Annotated in this window: 21 protein-coding genes; 18 read left to right on the forward strand and 3 right to left on the reverse strand. The window is 41.5% G+C overall.

Features of this window, described 5'->3' with window-relative positions:
* The first annotated feature begins 42 nt into the window (after positions 1–42).
* Entirely contained in the window at positions 43–1401 is a 1359-nt protein-coding gene (locus tag AYJ08_RS18775; RefSeq protein WP_064018983.1) for a class I SAM-dependent rRNA methyltransferase, read from the forward strand.
* Positions 1402–1619: 218 nt separating this feature from the next.
* Here AYJ08_RS18775 and AYJ08_RS18780 read toward each other — a convergent pair whose 3' ends face one another.
* A complete protein-coding gene (locus tag AYJ08_RS18780) occupies positions 1620–2222 on the reverse strand; it encodes a dienelactone hydrolase family protein (RefSeq protein WP_064018984.1) in 603 nt (200 codons plus the stop codon).
* 648 nt (positions 2223–2870) lie between these two features.
* On the opposite strand from AYJ08_RS18780, the gene AYJ08_RS18785 reads away from it, so the two are divergent.
* The gene (locus tag AYJ08_RS18785; protein ID WP_064018985.1) at positions 2871–4013 is read left to right on the forward strand and encodes a D-alanine--D-alanine ligase; all 1143 of its coding nucleotides are present in this window, start codon (positions 2871–2873) and stop codon (positions 4011–4013) included.
* Between the two features lie 86 nt (positions 4014–4099).
* Here the strand turns inward: AYJ08_RS18785 and AYJ08_RS18790 are convergent, their stop codons facing one another.
* Together AYJ08_RS18790 and AYJ08_RS18795 are read right to left on the reverse strand one after the other, a co-directional pair.
* Positions 4100–4756, reverse strand: coding sequence for a coiled-coil domain-containing protein (locus tag AYJ08_RS18790; RefSeq protein WP_064018986.1), 657 nt, complete (start codon positions 4754–4756; stop codon positions 4100–4102).
* Between the two features lie 704 nt (positions 4757–5460).
* Positions 5461–6837: a UDP-N-acetylmuramoyl-tripeptide--D-alanyl-D-alanine ligase gene (locus tag AYJ08_RS18795; protein ID WP_064018987.1), complete on the reverse strand. Its 1377-nt coding sequence runs from the start codon at positions 6835–6837 to the stop codon at positions 5461–5463.
* Positions 6838–7217: 380 nt separating this feature from the next.
* Between AYJ08_RS18795 and rpsU the strand changes: the two genes are divergently transcribed.
* The 16 genes from rpsU to recO all read left to right on the forward strand — a co-directional run bounded on the left by rpsU (position 7218) and on the right by recO (position 18888).
* Entirely contained in the window at positions 7218–7391 is a 174-nt protein-coding gene (rpsU, locus tag AYJ08_RS18800) for a 30S ribosomal protein S21 (RefSeq protein WP_003338202.1), read from the forward strand.
* An 18-nt stretch (positions 7392–7409) separates the two neighbouring features.
* Positions 7410–7856: a GatB/YqeY domain-containing protein gene (locus AYJ08_RS18805; RefSeq protein ID WP_064018988.1), complete on the forward strand. Its 447-nt coding sequence runs from the start codon at positions 7410–7412 to the stop codon at positions 7854–7856.
* A gap of 203 nt (positions 7857–8059) precedes the next feature.
* Complete coding sequence (locus AYJ08_RS18810; protein WP_064018989.1) at positions 8060–9409, forward strand: NfeD family protein; 1350 nt, start codon at positions 8060–8062, stop codon at positions 9407–9409.
* A gap of 6 nt (positions 9410–9415) precedes the next feature.
* The gene (gene floA, locus AYJ08_RS18815) at positions 9416–10411 is read left to right on the forward strand and encodes a flotillin-like protein FloA (RefSeq protein ID WP_003338198.1); all 996 of its coding nucleotides are present in this window, start codon (positions 9416–9418) and stop codon (positions 10409–10411) included.
* A gap of 11 nt (positions 10412–10422) precedes the next feature.
* Positions 10423–11067, forward strand: coding sequence for a hypothetical protein (locus AYJ08_RS18820; protein WP_064018990.1), 645 nt, complete (start codon positions 10423–10425; stop codon positions 11065–11067).
* A gap of 312 nt (positions 11068–11379) precedes the next feature.
* Positions 11380–12042: a spermine/spermidine synthase domain-containing protein gene (locus AYJ08_RS18825; protein ID WP_064018991.1), complete on the forward strand. Its 663-nt coding sequence runs from the start codon at positions 11380–11382 to the stop codon at positions 12040–12042.
* 369 nt (positions 12043–12411) lie between these two features.
* Positions 12412–12654: a CDGSH iron-sulfur domain-containing protein gene (locus tag AYJ08_RS18830; protein ID WP_064018992.1), complete on the forward strand. Its 243-nt coding sequence runs from the start codon at positions 12412–12414 to the stop codon at positions 12652–12654.
* A gap of 321 nt (positions 12655–12975) precedes the next feature.
* The gene (gene yqfC / locus AYJ08_RS18835; RefSeq protein WP_003338194.1) at positions 12976–13260 is read left to right on the forward strand and encodes a sporulation protein YqfC; all 285 of its coding nucleotides are present in this window, start codon (positions 12976–12978) and stop codon (positions 13258–13260) included.
* A gap of 20 nt (positions 13261–13280) precedes the next feature.
* Positions 13281–14492, forward strand: coding sequence for a sporulation protein YqfD (gene yqfD / locus AYJ08_RS18840; RefSeq protein ID WP_064018993.1), 1212 nt, complete (start codon positions 13281–13283; stop codon positions 14490–14492).
* A gap of 30 nt (positions 14493–14522) precedes the next feature.
* A complete protein-coding gene (locus AYJ08_RS18845; RefSeq protein WP_064018994.1) occupies positions 14523–15488 on the forward strand; it encodes a PhoH family protein in 966 nt (321 codons plus the stop codon).
* 73 nt (positions 15489–15561) lie between these two features.
* On the forward strand, positions 15562–16041 hold the full coding sequence (ybeY, locus tag AYJ08_RS18850; protein WP_003338190.1) for an rRNA maturation RNase YbeY: 480 nt from the start codon (positions 15562–15564) through the stop codon (positions 16039–16041).
* Positions 16042–16052: 11 nt separating this feature from the next.
* A complete protein-coding gene (locus tag AYJ08_RS18855) occupies positions 16053–16427 on the forward strand; it encodes a diacylglycerol kinase family protein (protein ID WP_003338189.1) in 375 nt (124 codons plus the stop codon).
* Between the two features lie 121 nt (positions 16428–16548).
* Complete coding sequence (locus AYJ08_RS18860; protein ID WP_003338187.1) at positions 16549–16947, forward strand: cytidine deaminase; 399 nt, start codon at positions 16549–16551, stop codon at positions 16945–16947.
* Positions 16940–17857: a GTPase Era gene (gene era, locus AYJ08_RS18865; RefSeq protein ID WP_064018995.1), complete on the forward strand. Its 918-nt coding sequence runs from the start codon at positions 16940–16942 to the stop codon at positions 17855–17857. The genes AYJ08_RS18860 and era overlap by 8 nt, the downstream gene beginning before the upstream one ends.
* A 108-nt stretch (positions 17858–17965) precedes the next feature.
* Positions 17966–18124 (forward strand): YqzL family protein, encoded by a 159-nt coding sequence (locus AYJ08_RS23150; RefSeq protein WP_081873168.1) that lies wholly within the window; start codon positions 17966–17968, stop codon positions 18122–18124.
* Positions 18115–18888 (forward strand): DNA repair protein RecO, encoded by a 774-nt coding sequence (recO, locus tag AYJ08_RS18870; RefSeq protein WP_064018996.1) that lies wholly within the window; start codon positions 18115–18117, stop codon positions 18886–18888. Before AYJ08_RS23150 ends, recO begins: the two co-directional genes overlap by 10 nt.
* Positions 18889–18963 lie beyond the last annotated feature (75 nt).

An 18963-nucleotide genomic window follows, 5' to 3' on the forward strand; every position in this document is an offset into this window, starting at 1 on the left:
ATGCTTGTACAGAGACAAGCATGACTAGGAGGATATAGAGAAGTGACGAAAGTATTATTGCAACGAAATCGTAAAAAGCGTTTGGAAGCAGGTCATCCTTGGGTGTTTCAATCCGAAGTATTGGAGATTCAGGGAGATTTTCTAGCTGGGGATATCGTAGAAATTTGTAATCATCAAGGACATTTTTTAGCAAAAGGCTATATTAACCCTGATTCCCAGATGATCGTGCGTGTAATGAGCTATAATCCAAAAGAAGAGGTTGATTATGACTTTTTTGTCCGTCGGTTCCGCGAGGCAAAAGAAACACGTGAACGCTTTGTAGACAATCCTAGAGCTTGTCGCGTCATATATGGAGAGGCAGATTTTTTACCGGGTCTGATTGTTGACCGTTATAACGATGTTCTGGTTATGCAAGTTCTATCGCTGGGGATGGATATCCGTCTCGATATGATTAAAATGGCTTTGATAGAAGTATTTGAGCCAGCCGGCATTTATTTGCGCAATGATGTGCCTGTGCGAGAGCTGGAAGGATTGGAACAAGGAAAAGGCGTTTTGTATGGAGAATGCCCGGCAGAGATTGAGATCGAGGAAAACGGTTTGAAATATGTCGTGGATATTGTGGAAGGGCAGAAAACAGGTTTTTTCTACGATCAGCGTGAAAACCGAGCAGCGATTGCTCCGTTAATGACCGGTTGGGGAGAAAAACATGGCATCAAGGTTTTACCAATAGGCGAAGATGATGAGCCTATTTACGACAAAAAAGGTAAAAAACGCGATGTGTTACCAAAGCTGGATGAAGCAGGTCAACCAATCCAGCGCCCAGTAGATCGACGCGGTAAAGTAATGAAGAATCCATTCTGGGATGGAGCAGAAGTATTGGAATGCTTTACACATACGGGTTCCTTTACTCTAAATGCTTGTAAGCACGGTGCGAAGAAGGTAACAGCACTCGATATCTCGGAGCATGCTATCGAAACAGCAAAGCGCAATGTAGGACTTAATGGATATTTACATCGAGTTGATTTTGTGGTGGCAAATGCCTTTGATTATCTACGCGAAAATGTGGAAGCGGGTAAGAACTGGGATGTTGTCATCCTAGATCCTCCAGCCTTCGCAAAATCTCGTGGTGCGGTAAAGGGTGCTTGCCGTGGTTACAAGGATATTAATCTACACGGCATGAAACTAGTACGTCCAGGGGGATACTTAGTAACAGCATCATGCTCGTATCATATGTCACCAGATTTATTTCTGGAAACCATTCAGCAAGCAGCATATGATGCGAAAAAGATTTTACGTTTAATAGAATGGCGTGGCGCTGGCAAAGACCATCCGCAAATTAGTGGAGCGGATGAAGGGCACTATTTAAAATTTGCGATTTTTGAAGTAAGAGACCGTAAATAAGAGAAGTAACTCACGGCTTTTGTAAAGAAAACAAGAAGCATCCTCTCACTATTAAATGAAAGTGAAAAGGGTGCTTTTTTACTTATACTTACCTCTGGAAGTTGGAAATAAAGGGGGTGTATAGGTGATCAATTGTCATTTTTGTTTTTCTCTTGTCTCTTGTCTATTCAGGATATTTCATTGAGGCTTCGTAGCAAGTACTTGAAACTCTTTCTATTTTAGCTTGTTAGATTATCTAAGAATTGTTGTACATCCTCACCTGCCAACGATGCAGCAACCGGCTGATAGTGATTGGAATATGGATTGCTAAAACCATGAAGGGCTGGATACTGTTTTAAGATAACCTCCGGGGTTCTGGCTAGTGTTTGCAATAAAGCAGAGAGATCAAATGCAGGCTCAGACTGTCCGTAAAGAAGAAGAACAGGGACTTTGGGAGTGATGTTCGTATAGTGACGGATACGGGAACCGTAGTAACCAACGCTACCATCGCATAGGCCTGTGTACCCTGCTAGTAACCAAGCGACTGTTGCGCCAACACTGAAGCCCATCACAACAATGTGTTGGTATAAAGGACGTTGATATTGTAGCACTTCAGCTACTTGCCTAGTGGCTTGTTCAAAGCCAATAGACATAAAACGTTGATAAGCCTGCTCTTCTTCTTTTTGTAGGAAAAAAGGTATTTCTTTGTACCAGGAGAAGCCGAACACATCCCATGATTGATTGGCATACTGTCGGCAAACCTCTAGCATGTGCTGATTAAGCCCATATATCTCAGGTAGAATTACCAGTAATCTTTTTTCGCCGCTACGCAAGAAATACATCAGGACATAGCCTTCTTTCTCATCCGAATAATTTTGTTCATCATATCAAACGTAATATTATTCTGACAACAAGATTTACTTATAGGTTTTTTATGTATAATTTCTCACGGTATTTACTGGATCTTTGCTACAGTTGTTTGGCTGGAACGTTGTATTTTTATTGAAAACGATGTAAAATGGCACGAAATTCGATGATGACCTGTGCAGGCATCTTATTTACATACATTTTGTTGACTATTCTCATTTGCTATTCCTCTTTGCTTCTGAAGAATTGTAGTAGACTTAGCTATAAGGACTCAGAGCTGTATTTTCACTTTTCTGTTAACGCGCAGTAACACCTTAGAACCAAGTTAATATAATTCACCTTAATTTATGCAGATAACATGATGGTAGTGTACTCAGTTCAACTCTCTTTTTACTGGTGAGTGCTAGATTTATAGATGAGTAGTAGCAAGGTTAGTAGCTATCTTAGTTAGTAAAGATTTGTGAGTCTTCTTAGAATTAACCCCATTCACTCTTGTCAGCCACAGTAACATTTTGTATGCTGAGAAAGGAAAATATGTGGCAAAAGCACTTTTTAGGCTGTGAGCATATGAATAAGAATTAAGCGAATCAGCCGTGTCGAACAGAAGGGAAAGGGGCATATACATGGGAAACAAAATCCGATTGGGCATTATTTACGGAGGAAAGACATCTGAGCATGAGGTATCGCTCTTAACGGCCCTTTCTATTATGAAGGCAGTAGATAAAAATAAATATGAAGTACAACCGATCTATGTACAAATGGATGGGACATGGTTAAAAGGAGGCCCCATCGCAGATCAAGTCCTTGAAAGTGTGAATGTGTTACGCTTAGATGGGGGAGTATCTCCTAGTAGTAATGATCAAGAAAAACAAGGGCAAATAACTCATGTGGGTAACCAATCACTGGTGGGTAAGCCAGCTAATGTGATGTCCATTCATCAGGAAGTAGATGTTATTTTTCCAGTGATTCATGGACCAAATGGTGAGGATGGTACCGTACAGGGTTTATTAGAATTAGCAGGTATTCCTTATGTGGGTACAGGAGTTATGGCATCTGCAGTGGGAATGGACAAATTGATGATGAAAAATGTTTTTGCTCAAGCAGGTCTTGATCAAGTTCAATACATGGGCTTCTTACGTTCTCAAATTGAGCGTGATGTAGCTAGCGTTATGAACCAGATTGAACAAAAGCTAGGCTATCCTTGTTTTGTAAAGCCAGCCAACATGGGTTCTAGCGTTGGAATTACTAAAGCTAAAGACCGAGACGATTTGCGTAGAGCTTTGGAACTTGCTTGCAAATTTGATCGTCGTATTATTGTTGAAGAGTTCATTAAAGCCCGTGAAGTAGAAATTGGTGTATTAGGGAATGAAGAATTACACACCTCCGTCATTGGGGAAGTTATTGCAGCCAAAGAATTTTATGATTATGAAGCGAAATATAAAGGTGGAGGCACTGATCTCAAAATCCCAGCTGATCTACCACAGCAAGTAGCCGATCGTATTGCTGAGATGGCAAAAACGGCATTTCAGGCATTGGATGGCTCCGGTTTATCACGTGTTGATTTCTTCTATGATGAGGAGAATGACCGTGTAGTAATTAATGAGGTTAATACGATGCCAGGCTTTACCCCATTTAGCATGTATCCAATGTTATTTGCAGAAGCAGGCATTCCGTATGCTGAACTAATCGATCGACTTGTTCAACTAGGGTTAGAGCGTTATGAAGAAAAACAAAGGAATATTGTAGCAGCTGAAGAGCTAGAATAGAGTGGGAGCCTTCTCGTTTGGGAAGGCTTTTTCTTTACGTCCTTAGTAATAACGATGCTGCTAATTTGGTCTAATTACATATTATATTAAGTAGCATAATGTCCAAATTTTTTGCTATCTATCTTTTTGTTGATCGTTTTTAGGATAGCTAGGATATCTTGTGTTTGGTTTTCTTCAATTCGTTGCAGTAGGTGTGTATGATCAGTTTGGACAGCTTTTACATCATGAAGCTCTTTCTTAATAGTACTCAAATCACTCTTAATGCCACTAGATTCAGATTTGATTTCGTTTAATTCTTTTTTGATACCATATGATTCAGCCTTAATCACATCTAGATCTTTTTTGATACCACTAGATTCAGATTTGATCGCATCTAGATCTTTTTTGATGCCACTAGATTCAGATTTAATCGCATCCAATTCTTTTTTAATACCATATGATTCAGATTTGATCGCATCTAAATCTTTTTTGATACCACTAGATTCGGATTTGAGCGCATCTATGTCTTTTTTGATACTATATGACTCAGATTTTAACCAGTCTATATCTCTTTTAATAAGACTTGAATCTTGTTTTACAATGTTTAACTCTGCTTCGATACTACTCACTTTTGAATTAATCCCACTTACCTCTTCTTTTATCTCCTTAGTTTCTAACTGAGTAGCCTTAATATCATGGTTCATGCTGTCGAGTTTAGCATTAATTCCTTGTAAAGCCTCCATTACTGATATGTGAAATTCCATGTCCATCCCCCCCTGAGTTTGATTCTAACATACGATATGTTAAGGGGTGGCTGCAAAAAAAAAACGAGCAAAAAGCGTGATTTTCCTATTTTTTTAGATGTTTCGGTCGATAAAGCTTTCTATTTACCATCTTTTTAAAGGATGTAAAAAAAGCCCTCTTTAACCCAAGAAGGCTGTATGGATCACTCTTATGTTTGAGATACTTTATCCCAGCAAGTGTGATTCACGAAATTTATTGCAATCCTCCCTTCATTTAATCTGATCCGCAACCTCCAGAATCACTACTTCCGGAGTCACCACAGCTGTCCCAACTAGTTGATACATCACCACAACCTGGTTGAGTATCATTGTGAGACAAAAATGTAGAAGAGCTAGTTGAAAACGAATGATGATCTGTAGATTGTGAACGCGATTGTGAATGGGAGTGGCTGAGTTTTAGCAAGAGGGGGACAATCATTAAGAGTAGCATGATAAATATAATAATATCAAACAAATTATGTACCTCCGATCATCTTTACTGAGGGTTGAGAAATTTTTCTTCCTCACTAAATATAACGTTTGTTTTGAAGGGAAGTTTCAGAAAATGATTAGCTAACAAGGATTAAAAATAAAAAGCATCTCTTCCAGCAATAAATTAGACGCTAAAAGAAATGCTTTACTCAACTAATTCGAACAACATGTAGGATAATTAGGGCTTAAAAAGCTTAAATCTCCAGTAAGGAAGGTAGCAGTGTTTCTAGCTTCATGCCTCGGGAAGCTTTTAGTAAAACGGCAGAATGTGGTTTTAATAAAGAACGGAGGTAGACGATCGCTTCTTCCTTGGAGCTAAAATGATGGCTTTCTCCCTCATAGTGCTCTCCCATAAATCGTGAATCCTCTCCAATAGTTACCATACAAGTAAAGCGGTCATCCCACTTTGATACGTATTCTCCTACTTCAGCGTGTAATGCTTGGCTATCTGAGCCTAATTCCAATAGATCAGCTATTATTAGTACTTTGGTTCGGTCTTGAAAAAGATCTGCAAAGTTTTCAATAGACGCCTTCATGGATAAGGGATTGGCATTGTAGGCATCGTTGACGATAATCATACCATTTTGAGATGTATGAATTTCAAACCGCATACCTGAAATGCTTAGGGTAGCCATTGCTTGTTGAATCTCCTCAAGGCTCATTCCTTGTTCGCGGGCAATTCCGATAGCTGGTAAGGCATTAGATACATTATAGGTCCCAAATAGCGGCATAAATACACGCATGGTTTGCTGATCTTCAAAGTGTACAGTGAAGTGTGTACCTTTATCATCTGTAAGCAAATCCGATGCCCATAGATCAGCAGGGCCTTTCACGGAATAAGAGCAAATCGGGCTATCAGATAAGTGTTTCACTTTCTGGAGGTATTCGTTATCTCCATTCAAATAAACACGTCCTGCTGGTGCAGTATGCGGCAATAGTTCTGCTTTTGCTAGAGCAATTTTTTCTAGCGATCCAAAATATTCCATATGCGCTTCGCCAATACTTGTAATCACGCTATAGGTTGGTCTTGTAATAGAAGCTAATAAATCAATCTCCCCAGCATGACTCATGCCGAGCTCTAGAACTGCGGCTTCATGACTATTGTCTACATGTAGGATGGAAAAGGGAAGACCGATATGATTGTTAAAGTTTTTATACGTACTGCAAATAGGACGTGTACTAGCTAAAAGATGAGAAATCATATCTTTCGTAGTTGTCTTTCCTGTACTGCCTGTAACTGCAATGAATGGAATAGAAAACTGATTTCGATAAGCACTTGCTATTTTTTGGAATGCTGTCAAAGTGTCATTTACAAGAATCAGACCGAAATCTTTAGGAAGAGTAGCCGGAACTTTTGACAAGTCGGATACGAGTGTGGCGATGGCTCCAGCTTCCTGTGCCTGCTTGATAAAATCATGTCCATCGCGTGTTTCTACCAGTGGTACAAATAAACTGTCGGGTTGTAATTGACGGCTGTCAAAGTGAGCGCTGGTAACATTGGCTTCCGGATTCCCTTGTACGAGTATTCCTTGTGCCATTTTAGTAATGGTATTTAAAGTAGTGGGTAGCATAGTTTTATTCTCTCCTTGTCATCATTTCTGCAGTGTCCACAGATAACGATGGGTATAACCGATATGGATAAAAAATAGCCTATATAGAAGGCATCCCACGTCATGCTAACACGGTGGACGAATTGCCGCAATAGCAAGAACATGAAAAGTGGATAAGATGGAAATAGGAGTATGCGTCTATTGCGATAGCTGTTTCTATAAGGTATGATAATAGTATGCCTTGCTTGAAGAATCTTTGTAAAAGATACTCAAGCAAGTTTTTGGGTTGAGGGTTGGAAAAAGGTTGACCTACCGCCCTTTCCTGATTTATAATGTAGTCTGACAGTCTGTAGAATAATGAACAGTTGTCCCACGGTTTCAAGCGGAGGGAGGGAAAATAGATGGCAGAAGTACGCGTTAGAAAAAATGAATCTTTGGAGAGCGCGCTTCGTCGTTTTAAGCGTGAAAATGCTAAAGCTGGAGTGTTGGCTGAGCTTCGTAAGCGTCGCCACTTTGAAAAGCCTAGCATTGCTCGTAAGAAAAAATCCGAAGCGGCTCGTAAACGTAAGTTCTAATTAACGGGAGGGCTCATCATGAGTGTAATGGAGCAACTCAATCACGATATGAAGCAAGCTATGAAGGACAAATCGGTCTTAAAGCTCTCCGTTATTCGCATGGTCAAAGCCACCATTAAAAACGAAGAGATTAAGTTGGGTCGAGATCTGTCCGACGATGAAGTGCTGACTATCTTGACCCGTGAGTTAAAGCAACGCCGTGACTCCCTCCATGAGTTTGAGAAAGCCGGTCGCGAGGATTTAGCGACAAAGACACGTGACGAGTTGGATATTATATTGGCTTATATGCCCGCTCAATTAAGCGAGGATGAGATTCGTCAAATCGTTCGCGAGGCTGTAGTTGCTGTTGGCGCTACATCCAAGAAAGAGATGGGCAAAGTCATGGGAGCCATTATGCCTAAAGTAAAAGGCAAAGCTGACGGCAACCTTGTCCAACAAATCGTCTCTGAAGAATTACCTTCATAAGCAAATGAAATCCAGTCTCACGCAGGCTGGATTTTTTGCGGTACAGCAAAATAAGCAGCCTTGTCAAAGAGAGAAATTTCTCATTGACAGGGCTTTTCTTTGCTTATAAGCGATTTATGCAACTTAATGAAACTTCCTTCCTATCTCCTCGTATACCAACATAAGATGTTACAAAACATGATAGGAAAGGAGGAATTTACACCTTGAGACAGCATCTAGCCTTTACTCGCATGTTTACCTGTATGCTTGCTCTTATGATGTTTGCTGGAGGGATATTGGCTTGGACAGCTTGGTCTCAGCCTGTAGAAGCAGCAGGTAAACGCGTTTTTTATGTGCCTGTTGAGCAAGATATTGAGCGCGGTCTTGAAAGCTTTTTGCGACGTGCTTTTCAACAAGCCAATGAACAACGCGCTGATGTCGTTATTCTTGACATTAATACTCCAGGTGGAGATGTGGTTTCGGCTGGTAATATTGGTGCATTGATTAGGAGTGCGCCTATGAAAGTCGTTGCATATATTAACAATCAGGCTTTTTCAGCAGGAACTTACATTGCTTTGAATGCAAATGAGATTGTAATGGAACCAGGAAGTAGTATCGGGGCTGCTGCACCGATTGATGTACAAGGTAATGCGGCTCCGGTGAAAATTACTTCTGGTTGGGCTCAAATGATGGAGGAAGCAGCTAAATTAAACGGCAGAGATGCTTCCGTAGCAAAAGCGATGGTCTATATTGATCAGGATTTTGCTGGATTAAAAAAGAAGGGAGAAGTTTTATCCCTTGGTGCTGAGGAAGCACAGAAACTAGGCTATGCTGATAAAATTGTTCGTAGTAAAGCAGAATTGTTTCAATATGTAGGGGTAAATGAGAGTGAGATTGTACACATTTCTCCTACTCCTACCGAGAAGGTCGCAAGGTTTGTAACCAATCCGGTTGTTCTAAGCTGTCTCTTATTAATTGGAATGCTGGGAGTCATTATTGAGTTGTTTGCTCCGGGGTTTGGAGTTGCGGGCACTATTGGTATTTTGTCCTTTACACTCTATTTCTTCGGGCATTTTGTGGCAGGTTTTGCTAATTGGCTGGATATTGGCCTGTTTATTATTGGGGTCATTTTGATGATTCTAGAAATCTTTTTACCGGGTGGCATCGTAGGCTTCCTTGGGTTTGCGAGCATGTCCACAGGTCTAGTATTAGCTGCTTACGATACAAAACAAGGGCTTACATCTCTGGGAATTGCGGCGATTATTACGCTTATTGTAGCGTTTATACTGGCTAAATATTTCGGATTAAGAGGAACCTGGAGTAAGTTTGTTCTAAAAGAGGAGCAGCATAGGGATACAGGGTATGTCGCTCCTAAAAATCAAAATGATCTACTTGGGAAAACTGGTGTAGCATTAACCAATTTGCGCCCTGCTGGAGTGATCTTGATTGGGGAACAACGTATTGATGCTGTAAGTGCAGGTGGATACATTGCGGCTGGCAGCGAAATTAAAGTGGTTCAAGTAGAAGGAGCACGGATTGTCGTGCAAGATTGGAAAAATGAAAGTAAGGGGTAGATTTAGATGGACACAAGCATGATATCTTTCGTGTTTATGATCGCAGTTGTCATCATTGTATTGTCTGTTTTCTTTTCATTTGTACCGGTAATGCTATGGATTTCTGCTTTAGCTTCAGGTGTGAACGTGAGTATTCTAACATTGGTAGCAATGCGTTTGCGTCGTGTAACACCGGCCCGTATCGTCAATCCGTTAATTAAGGCACGTAAGGCGGGACTTGACCTTAATACGAATCAATTAGAGAGTCACTTTCTAGCGGGTGGTAATGTTGATAGAGTCGTAGATGCCTTGGTAGCAGCTCAACGTGCAGATATTCCACTAGGCTTCGAACGAGCAGCGGCGATTGACCTAGCTGGTCGCGATGTGTTGGAAGCAGTACAAATGAGCGTAAATCCGAAAGTGATTGAGACCCCAATTATTGCCGCAGTAGCGATGGATGGGATTGAGGTGCGTGCGAAGGCGAAAGTAACAGTACGTGCGAATATTGATCGTTTAGTTGGTGGTGCTGGTGAAGAGACAATTATCGCTCGTGTTGGCGAAGGGATTGTCACAACTATCGGTTCGTCCAACAAACATAAAGATGTATTAGAAAACCCAGATCTTATTTCACAAACAGTGTTAAACAAAGGACTAGATGCAGGTACAGCCTTTGAAATTCTGTCGATCGATATTGCGGACGTAGATGTAGGTAAAAATATTGGCGCCCAATTACAAACAGACCAAGCAGAAGCTGACAAACGTATCGCGCAGGCAAAAGCAGAAGAACGTCGAGCTATGGCTGTGGCAACGGAGCAAGAGATGAAAGCGCGCGTTGAAGAGATGAAAGCTAAAGTAGTGGAGTCTGAAGCGGAAGTACCACTTGCTTTGGCTGAAGCATTGCGTTCAGGCAAGCTAGGTGTTATGGATTATTACAACATGCAGAACATCATGGCAGATACCGCAATGAGAGAATCATTTGGTGACCCTGAAGGTACGAAGAAAAACGACATAGATAAGAAATAGGTGATGAGGCAATGGAAACTCTCATCGAGCTGATCTTTTATTTATTAACGGGTAAAAAATTTGATCATAACAAGACACCTAAGGCGTATCCGATGCAACCTACGAAGAGGGAGCCGGGAGGAATGCTACCACCCTATCAACGTCAGGTAGTAAAACGGAACCCAAGACAGGAAGCAAAACCAGGCGTATTTGAATTTCCTTCAACGTCTCAAACGCAAAATTCAGTCCCATACAATACTGACTCGACTAGTTCACCCTCAATGCCAGCAGAATGGCAGGGGACTTATATTGAGGGGCAACCTGCAAGCTCCGGACATTCAGTGAACGACTCGACACGGGATGGAAGAACCGAATTGGAGAAGGAGCTCGAAGAAGGTCGATCAATGTTAGAAGAGCAGTATGAACCCAATGCCGCTCAAATGGTGTTAGCACCTATCGAGCATAAAAACAGTAAGTTATTGAACGTTGAATTGCATGGATCAACCATTCCTACATCACAGGAGCAAGCGGGAGCTACCTCTAAAAGACATTCGGTTAAACTAGCTGGAACAGCATTAGACGGTATGAGATGGGCGATTATTTTAGGAAAGCCGCGCAGTAAAGATCCTCATCCTACATCAGCCTTTGGCGGCTATAGAATGGGTAAATACCGGTAGCAGTTTAATAATTTTTTCTCTAATAAAAGAACCTCGGGCATGACTTGAACTGTTGCCTTGAGGTTCTTTTTTTTCAGCGCTATCAAGCACATCTCAGCTAATGCATAAAATAATTGCTTCCATGTACATTTTCCACATAAAAAGATAAGGGCAAGATTCCTATGTCGGATTTTTGTTACTATTGAATAGAAGATGCAGGTGTCCAGCGAATTCTACCTGCGACATAGCTAACGCTTGTATGCTCTTCAAGTGCTTCAACAGCTACGACCCGTCAAAAGGATTGAGGGAGTCTATCTTTTCAATAAGGAGGATATGATCTTGCAATCAGATATTACAATCTTAGAACGATGCTCCACACCACGCGGTGACATTCAGCTTCAGTATCGGAATAACAATTATGAGATTATTAGTAATGGTACTTTTTTAATGGCAACTTATAATGGAGAATCCGAACGTCTGTTGGTTAAGGCATCACTTGACAGCGTTCATCATCCCCGAAAAGTAATGATTGGGGGATTAGGTGTAGGATTTTCCCTTTCGGAAGCTTTAAAAAATAACAGAGTAGAAGAGGTAGTTGTTTTAGAAATAGAGGAAAAGATCATTGAATGGAATAACCGATATTTTGGCGAATATTCTAATCATCCACTCACTGACTCTCGAACCCGTGTTGTTAAAGCTGATCTTCTCCAATGGATTCAGGAAGCTGACGAAAAATTTGATGTTATCTGTCTTGATATTGACAATGGGCCCGATTGGACCGTGACAGAAGCGAACCATTCACTTTATAAGGAATCAGGACTTAACACCTTACTTGGTTTGATGAACCCAGAGGGTGTTATTGCATTTTGGAGTGCTAATTCTTCTGATGCTTTTGTTCTGCGATTATTTGAGTATTTTCATGAAGTAGAGGAATATAAAGTAGAAGTGGAACGGGGCGAGCCAGATGTTGTTTATATCGCAAAAGTACCGAAATGATTTAGAGGATTACATAAGATAGTGATGACAAAATAGTTAATTAAATCCCTTAAAGCTTGCAACCTTATAGGTAACAGAATGTGAAATGCTTGGGGATAACCCTTAGCATTGTATCTAATCGTGTGACTTTACTAAAGCATAAAACATACGTAAGGATGAATCAGAGTCATCTTCAATAGATCTATTTATTAGCCCATACGAGTCCTGGCTATGTTTTGTAATCCATGACAAGAGGGGCTATTCTACGCTTGGATTTTTCCTTCATAAAGGTTGGTCTACATCTAAAACGTAATAACTGAGGACGTGCTATACTAACAGTAATACTACCTACCACTAGATAGGCTAAGTGAACAAAGGAGAGAAAACATTATGGCCCTCTATGATAAAAAAGGACCGATTGTTGTGAAGGAAGAACCAGGCGTTACATTTTACTGTATGTGCGGCCTCACAGAAGATGCACCTTACTGTGATGGCTCTCATAATGGACAAGGAACAGGAAAAACCCCGTATATTGTTAAATTTAAGGAAGCCAAGACGGTAAGGATCTGCGGCTGTGGAAAATCGGAAAAATTACCTTATTGTGATGGGGCACATGGACAAAACGAAAAGTAAATGATGCAAGACCCGTATGTTGTACGTAGACATGCGGTTTTTTTATGTAGAAAAGGAGGATTTTCTCTTTTCTAGCGATGTAAATTCTTCTAGAGCATGCCCTTCAAACCACTATCTGTAACCGTAGTCCATCAGGAGATTTTTGCCGTTTTTTAACGTATGAAAATCACCTTCCCTTTTTCAAATTCCCAGCATGATAAGCCCTACCCCCTGCATAGGTATAAAAGAACGGATTTTGTTTTGCAAGCACACGGCTATCCCAGTAAACAGACTCCACTTACGCATGTCTAATGCATATGCAAGGAAAAAGGGGGCTTACATATGAAGAAATGGAGCCGCCGACTGCGCCGAATGGCTGTGGGCGTGTTGGATTTACCTCAGGACGTGGTACTTGAAGTCCCGAGAATTACGATGATTGGTCATTTGCAAATGTATATAGAAAACCACCGAGGTGTCCTGCAATTTAGTGAGAACGAGCTGCGTTTATTACTTACAAACGGACAATTGCTTGTCATAGGGGAACAACTGGTGATTCGTGCTATTTTGAAGGAAGAAGTGTTGTTGGAGGGGAGAATCGGCAAGATAACATTCATTCAAAATACGTGACGAGTTTGAGGGGGATACAGATGCGAAACGTAGTAAAAGAATGGTACGAGGGTCATATAACAGTAACGATTCGCGGCAAACGGTTTGAACGTCTTATCAACCTAGCCGTCCGCGAAAACATTTTAATGTGGAATATCAAGCGCTTAGGTCCTGAGTTAGGACAGTGTGAGATGATGATTGCCGATTTCTATCGGCTTCGTCCCTTCTTAAAGGAGACAGGCTGCCGGGTGCATGTGACAAGTCGACAAGGCTTACCGTTTTTGTTGTTACGAATGCGAATGAGGATGGGATTTGTTGCAGGTATTCTTATTTTTTTACTCGGATTGTACATGCTCTCTACGTTTGTATGGCAAGTCGAGGTGCAAGGAACGCATAATATTTCGCCGTATCAGGTAACACAGGCTGCCGAGAAGGTAGGGTTAAGAGCAGGTGCGTGGAAATTAAAAATGGGAGATCCCCAAGAATTACAGCGCCGTATTTTGGGGTATATTCCAGAAGCCTCATGGGTAGGGGTTGAGTTAAATGGTACGAAGGCCATTATTCAGGTCGTTGAAAAGGTTGATCCGGAAAAGAGTGTTGCGCATGAACCTAAACACGTTGTGGCAAAGAAAAAAGCGGTCATTCACAGTATTTTTGCTGAAACAGGTAAGACTATGGTTAAAGCGAATCAGTATGTTGATAAAGACCAGATTTTAATTTCAGGTATTATTGGTAATGAGGAGCGCCAATCGATCGTTGCTGCCCGGGGGCAAGTGACAGGAGAGGTCTGGTATCGTTCTGATGTGACCGTCCCCTTAATCCAGAACCAACTTCTTTATACAGGTGAAAAGCAGAAGCAGCACTTTTTGATTTTTGGATCATCGGCAGTACGTCTTTGGCCGTTTGAAATCAAGTCGTACAAGCATTCTCGTAAAACAGAGAAACGTTTTCAAGCGGCTTTTTTTGACTATCAATTGCCGTTTGGCTGGAAGACAGAAATTGATCGTGAGCTGGAGCCTAAGGTTATTCGAATGAGCGATCAGGACGCTTTAGAGGTAGCTAAACATTTTGCAAAAGCAGATATCTTGAAACGCGCCGGAGAAGATGCGAAGATAAAGGAAGAAAAAGTTTTGCACGTAAAACAAGAGAATGGTAAAGTTTATGTAAGTATCTATTTTTCCGTCATCGAAAATATAGCGATGGACCAACCGATTGTTGCTACGCCGCCCGCACTAGAAGGCACACCAAACTAAAATAACTGATGGCAAGGAGATGGACAAAGGTTGCAAGTACAAGAAGAAGTAGTGATCCAGTTTGCAGATGCACAGGAAGCATTGCTTTTGTTTGGACCTCATGATTCCTATTTAAAAAAGATCGAAGAAAAAACAACAGCTCAGATAGGAACCCGCACCGGCGCATTCGTCATCAGTGGGGAAAAGGCAGAAGTCGACAAGCTGGCTACGCTATTTGATACTTTATTGCAGCTGATCCGCAGGGGGATTACATTATCGGAACGTGATGTATACTATGCGATGCAGCTAACAGAAAAAGGAGAAGAGCAAGAGCTTCTGCATCTTTATGAAGAAGAGGTAGCACGTTCTCACCGCGGTAAACTAGTCCGCGCTAAAACCTTAGGGCAACGCCATTATTTGTCTGCTATTAAACGAAATGATATCGTGTTTGGGATTGGTCCTGCTGGTACTGGTAAAACATATCTAGCGGTTGTAATGGCCGTACAGGCTCTTAAAAACGGTCGAGTCAAACGAATTGTTCTCACGCGTCCAGCGGTGGAAGCAGGCGAAAGCCTTGGTTTTTTACCAGGCGATTTGCAAGAAAAGGTAGACCCGTACCTACGGCCGCTCTATGATGCTTTGTATGATATGTTAGGAACCGAACAGGTTAGTAAAATGATGGAACGAGGTATCATCGAGGTAGCCCCGCTTGCTTATATGAGAGGGCGTACATTAGAAGACAGCTTTATTATTCTGGATGAAGCACAAAATACTACACCAGAACAAATGAAAATGTTCTTGACGCGCTTGGGTTTTGGCTCCAAAATGGTCATCACGGGGGATGTGACCCAAATTGACCTGCCAAAAGGCAAAAAGTCTGGGCTGCGAGAAGCAGAGCGCATTCTTTCCATTATTTCTGACATTGCTTTTATTGAATTTCAGGATACGGATGTTGTGCGTCATAGCTTGGTTCAAAAAATCATTACAGCGTATTCCAAAGAGGAGCAGCAGATCTAGGCTGGCTCCTCTTGGAGTCTCTTTATGTGATTATAAATGAGGAAAAGTTTCAGAAGAAAAAGAGGGAAGAACATTGCTGACGATTGAGATTGTAAATGAGCAAGACGAAGAAATTACGCAAGAGCACCAACAGCTTATTGAAAATTGCTTGCAAAAAGCGGCGCAATTTGAAGAAATTAAGGGTGAAGTGGTTATCACACTTGTAAACAATGAACGCATCCATGAGCTGAATCGCGATTATCGTGGGGTGGACCGTCCTACTGACGTGCTATCGTTTGCACTGAATGAAGAGGGCGAGGGTGACATGGAGATCTTTGTGGAAGAAAGTGAATTTGATGACTATCCAAATATGCTAGGCGATATTATCATCTCCATCCCGCGAACAAAAGAACAAGCACAGGATTATGGACATTCTTTTGAACGTGAGCTTGGTTTTCTAGCGGTGCATGGATTTTTGCATCTGATTGGCTATGACCATGGGACACCTGAAGAAGAAAAAGACATGTTTACCCGTCAAGAAAATATTCTGCAAGAAGTCGGATTGACGAGATAGGAGCGGTCAACGTGAAGGAATGGCTTCGTTTATGGCGCAGCTTTGGTTATGCTTTACAGGGAATTAACCATGCTGTACGCACCCAACGAAACATGCAGATACACGTAGCAGTTGCACTCGGTGTGGTTATTTTATCCATTTGGCTACAAATTACTCGCCTGGAGCTGAGCCTGTTACTATTGGTTATTGCGATTGTTTGGGCGCTTGAATTACTTAATACCGCCATTGAAGCTTGCGTTGATCTGGTGACAAAGGAGTACCATCCACAGGCAAAAATAGCGAAGGATGTTGCTGCTGGAGCTGTCTTTGTATCCGCTATGTTTGCCATCGTGATTGGAATCCTCATTCTTGGCCCACCTTTGTATGCCTATTTCTTTACTCGCTAGGACAAAAGAGACGCTATTCACGGTCAAGGAAACAGCTAGACGAACCTTCCAAAATGGGAACGGCCTCGTCTGGTCTCTTGGCATCTTCATTTTTATTTAGACACAGGAGAGGAAGAATTGTATGAACCAACAACAACTGATTGAACAAGCAAAAACAGCAAGAGAAACAGCTTACGTACCTTATTCTAAATTCCCGGTGGGTGCTGCATTGTTGTCCGAAACGGGTAAAGTATATCTAGGATGCAATATTGAAAATGCCGCTTATCCCCTGTGCAACTGCGCAGAAAGAACAGCTTTGTTTAAAGCATATTCCGAGGGGGATAAGACCTATCAAGCCATCGCTGTGGTAGCGGATACTCCGAAGCCAGTACCGCCATGTGGAGCATGCCGTCAGGTAATGGCAGAAATGTGCCCGCCTGATATGAAGGTAATCTTGTCCAATCTGAATGGAGATGTTACGGTTACTACAGTGAGTGAACTATTGCCAGGTGCTTTTACAAAGGAGGATCTTCTTGGATAATCAAAAAAAGAAAGAAACGTTTAAATCAGGATTTGTCTCAATTATTGGCCGTCCCAATGTAGGGAAATCCACATTATTAAATCAGGTTGTTGGACAAAAGGTTGCCATCATGTCCAATAAACCGCAAACGACACGAAATCAGATTCGTGCTGTGTATACCTCTGACAAAGGTCAATTAATTTTTATTGATACACCGGGCATTCATAAAGCCAAGTCCAAATTGGGCGATTATATGGTAGCGGCTGCCGAAAATACACTTAATGAGGTAGACTTGGTACTGTTTGTCATTGATGCTACAGAGAAACGCGGGGCAGGAGAAGATTATATTCTTGAGCGTTTGAAAAAGGTAAATACTCCTGTCTTCTTGGTTATAAACAAAATTGATCAAATTCATCCAGAAGAATTGCTTCCTTTAATTGATGAATATCGAAAGCATCATGATTTTAAACAAATTGTTCCTATTTCTGCTTTGCAGGGTAACAATACTGATGCCCTGCTGCAATCCATTTTGCTGGAGATGCCGGAGGGGCCGATGTATTATCCAGCAGATCAAGTAACGGATCATCCAGAGCGCTTTATCGTAGCGGAGCTGATTCGTGAAAAGGTTCTTCATCTGACACGTGAAGAAATTCCTCATTCCATTGCTGTAACGGTGGAAGAGATGAAGCGTGGAGAAAATGGCAAAACATTATACATTTATGCTGCCATCTACGTGGAGCGTGATTCCCAAAAAGGAATTTTGATCGGCAAAAGAGGGGACATGCTAAAAGAAATTTCCAAACGTGCACGGATGGACATGGAGCGTTTATTAGGAGAGAAAATCTTTTTAGAAGTATGGGTCAAAGTAAAGAAAGATTGGCGTAATCAGGAAAGGATGCTTCGTAATTTTGGTTTTTATGAAGAGAAATAAACTTTTTCCTTACTATACGTGACAATTTTTCCAAGGCATAGAAATGGGGGCTACGGTGGATTCTATATAAAGAAAGTGGTGGCCGAAAAAAGGAAAGGATGATGCAACATGCTTCGCAACTTTTCTTGGAGTTATTTTGCTTCAACCGGTGATATCCACGCTTACCTTCTTTATAAGGAACATCATGAAGCACAAAACGATGCGAGTGATGCAGGATCACTGGATCAAGCCCTATTGGAACAGGGTGATTCTCAGGTATGCTTGTAAAGTGGGAAGGTATTGTCATCCGTAGTGTTGATTACGGAGAAAGTAGTAAAGTGGTTACGCTTTACACTAGAGAATACGGTAAGGTCGGGGTAATGGCAAAGGGGGCAAAAAAACCTCGAAGTCGCCTGGCCGCCGTATCTCAATTGTTTACACATGGATACTATCTATGTAAAAAAGGAACAGGGACAGGAATGCCGGAGCTCACACAAGGGGACATTCTTCACTCTTTTAAGGATCTCCGTCAGGATTTAATGCTGACTGCCTACTCTGCTTATATGGCAGAAATGCTAGATCGCTTGACAGAGGAGCGTGAGCCCAATCCTTACCTGTTCCAATTATTAGTCCATACCCTTCAGTATTTAGATGAAGGCAAGGATGCGGAGATTCTTTGCCGTATTTTTGAAAGTAAAATGCTGGTTCTCGCAGGAATTCGTCCGCATGTTGAAAGCTGCATTTCCTGTGGTGCAGAAGGCGAGCCTTATACATTTAGTATCACGCAAGGCGGTCTTTTATGTCAGAGATGTACACATACTGATCCTTATTCATTTCATATTTTACCAGCCACCTGGAAATTATTACGGCTGTTTTTATTATTCCCTCTCGAGCGTTTAGGTGAGATTGAAATAAAAACATCTACAAGAAACCAACTAAGGCTTTTACTGCATCGATATTTAGATCAGCATATTGACCTCCGTCTTAAAAGCCGAAACTTTCTAGAACAAATGGAACGTCTAGAGTTTTCAGATGGATTTGACAAGGCATAGTTTTTTGGCTATCATGATCAATTGTGATCATATAAATACATATACAACGGCTTATCGGGACATAGCTCCCTGCCT

It is taken from the genome of Brevibacillus sp. SKDU10 (assembly GCF_001645205.1).
Lineage (GTDB): Bacteria > Bacillota > Bacilli > Brevibacillales > Brevibacillaceae > Brevibacillus_B > Brevibacillus_B halotolerans.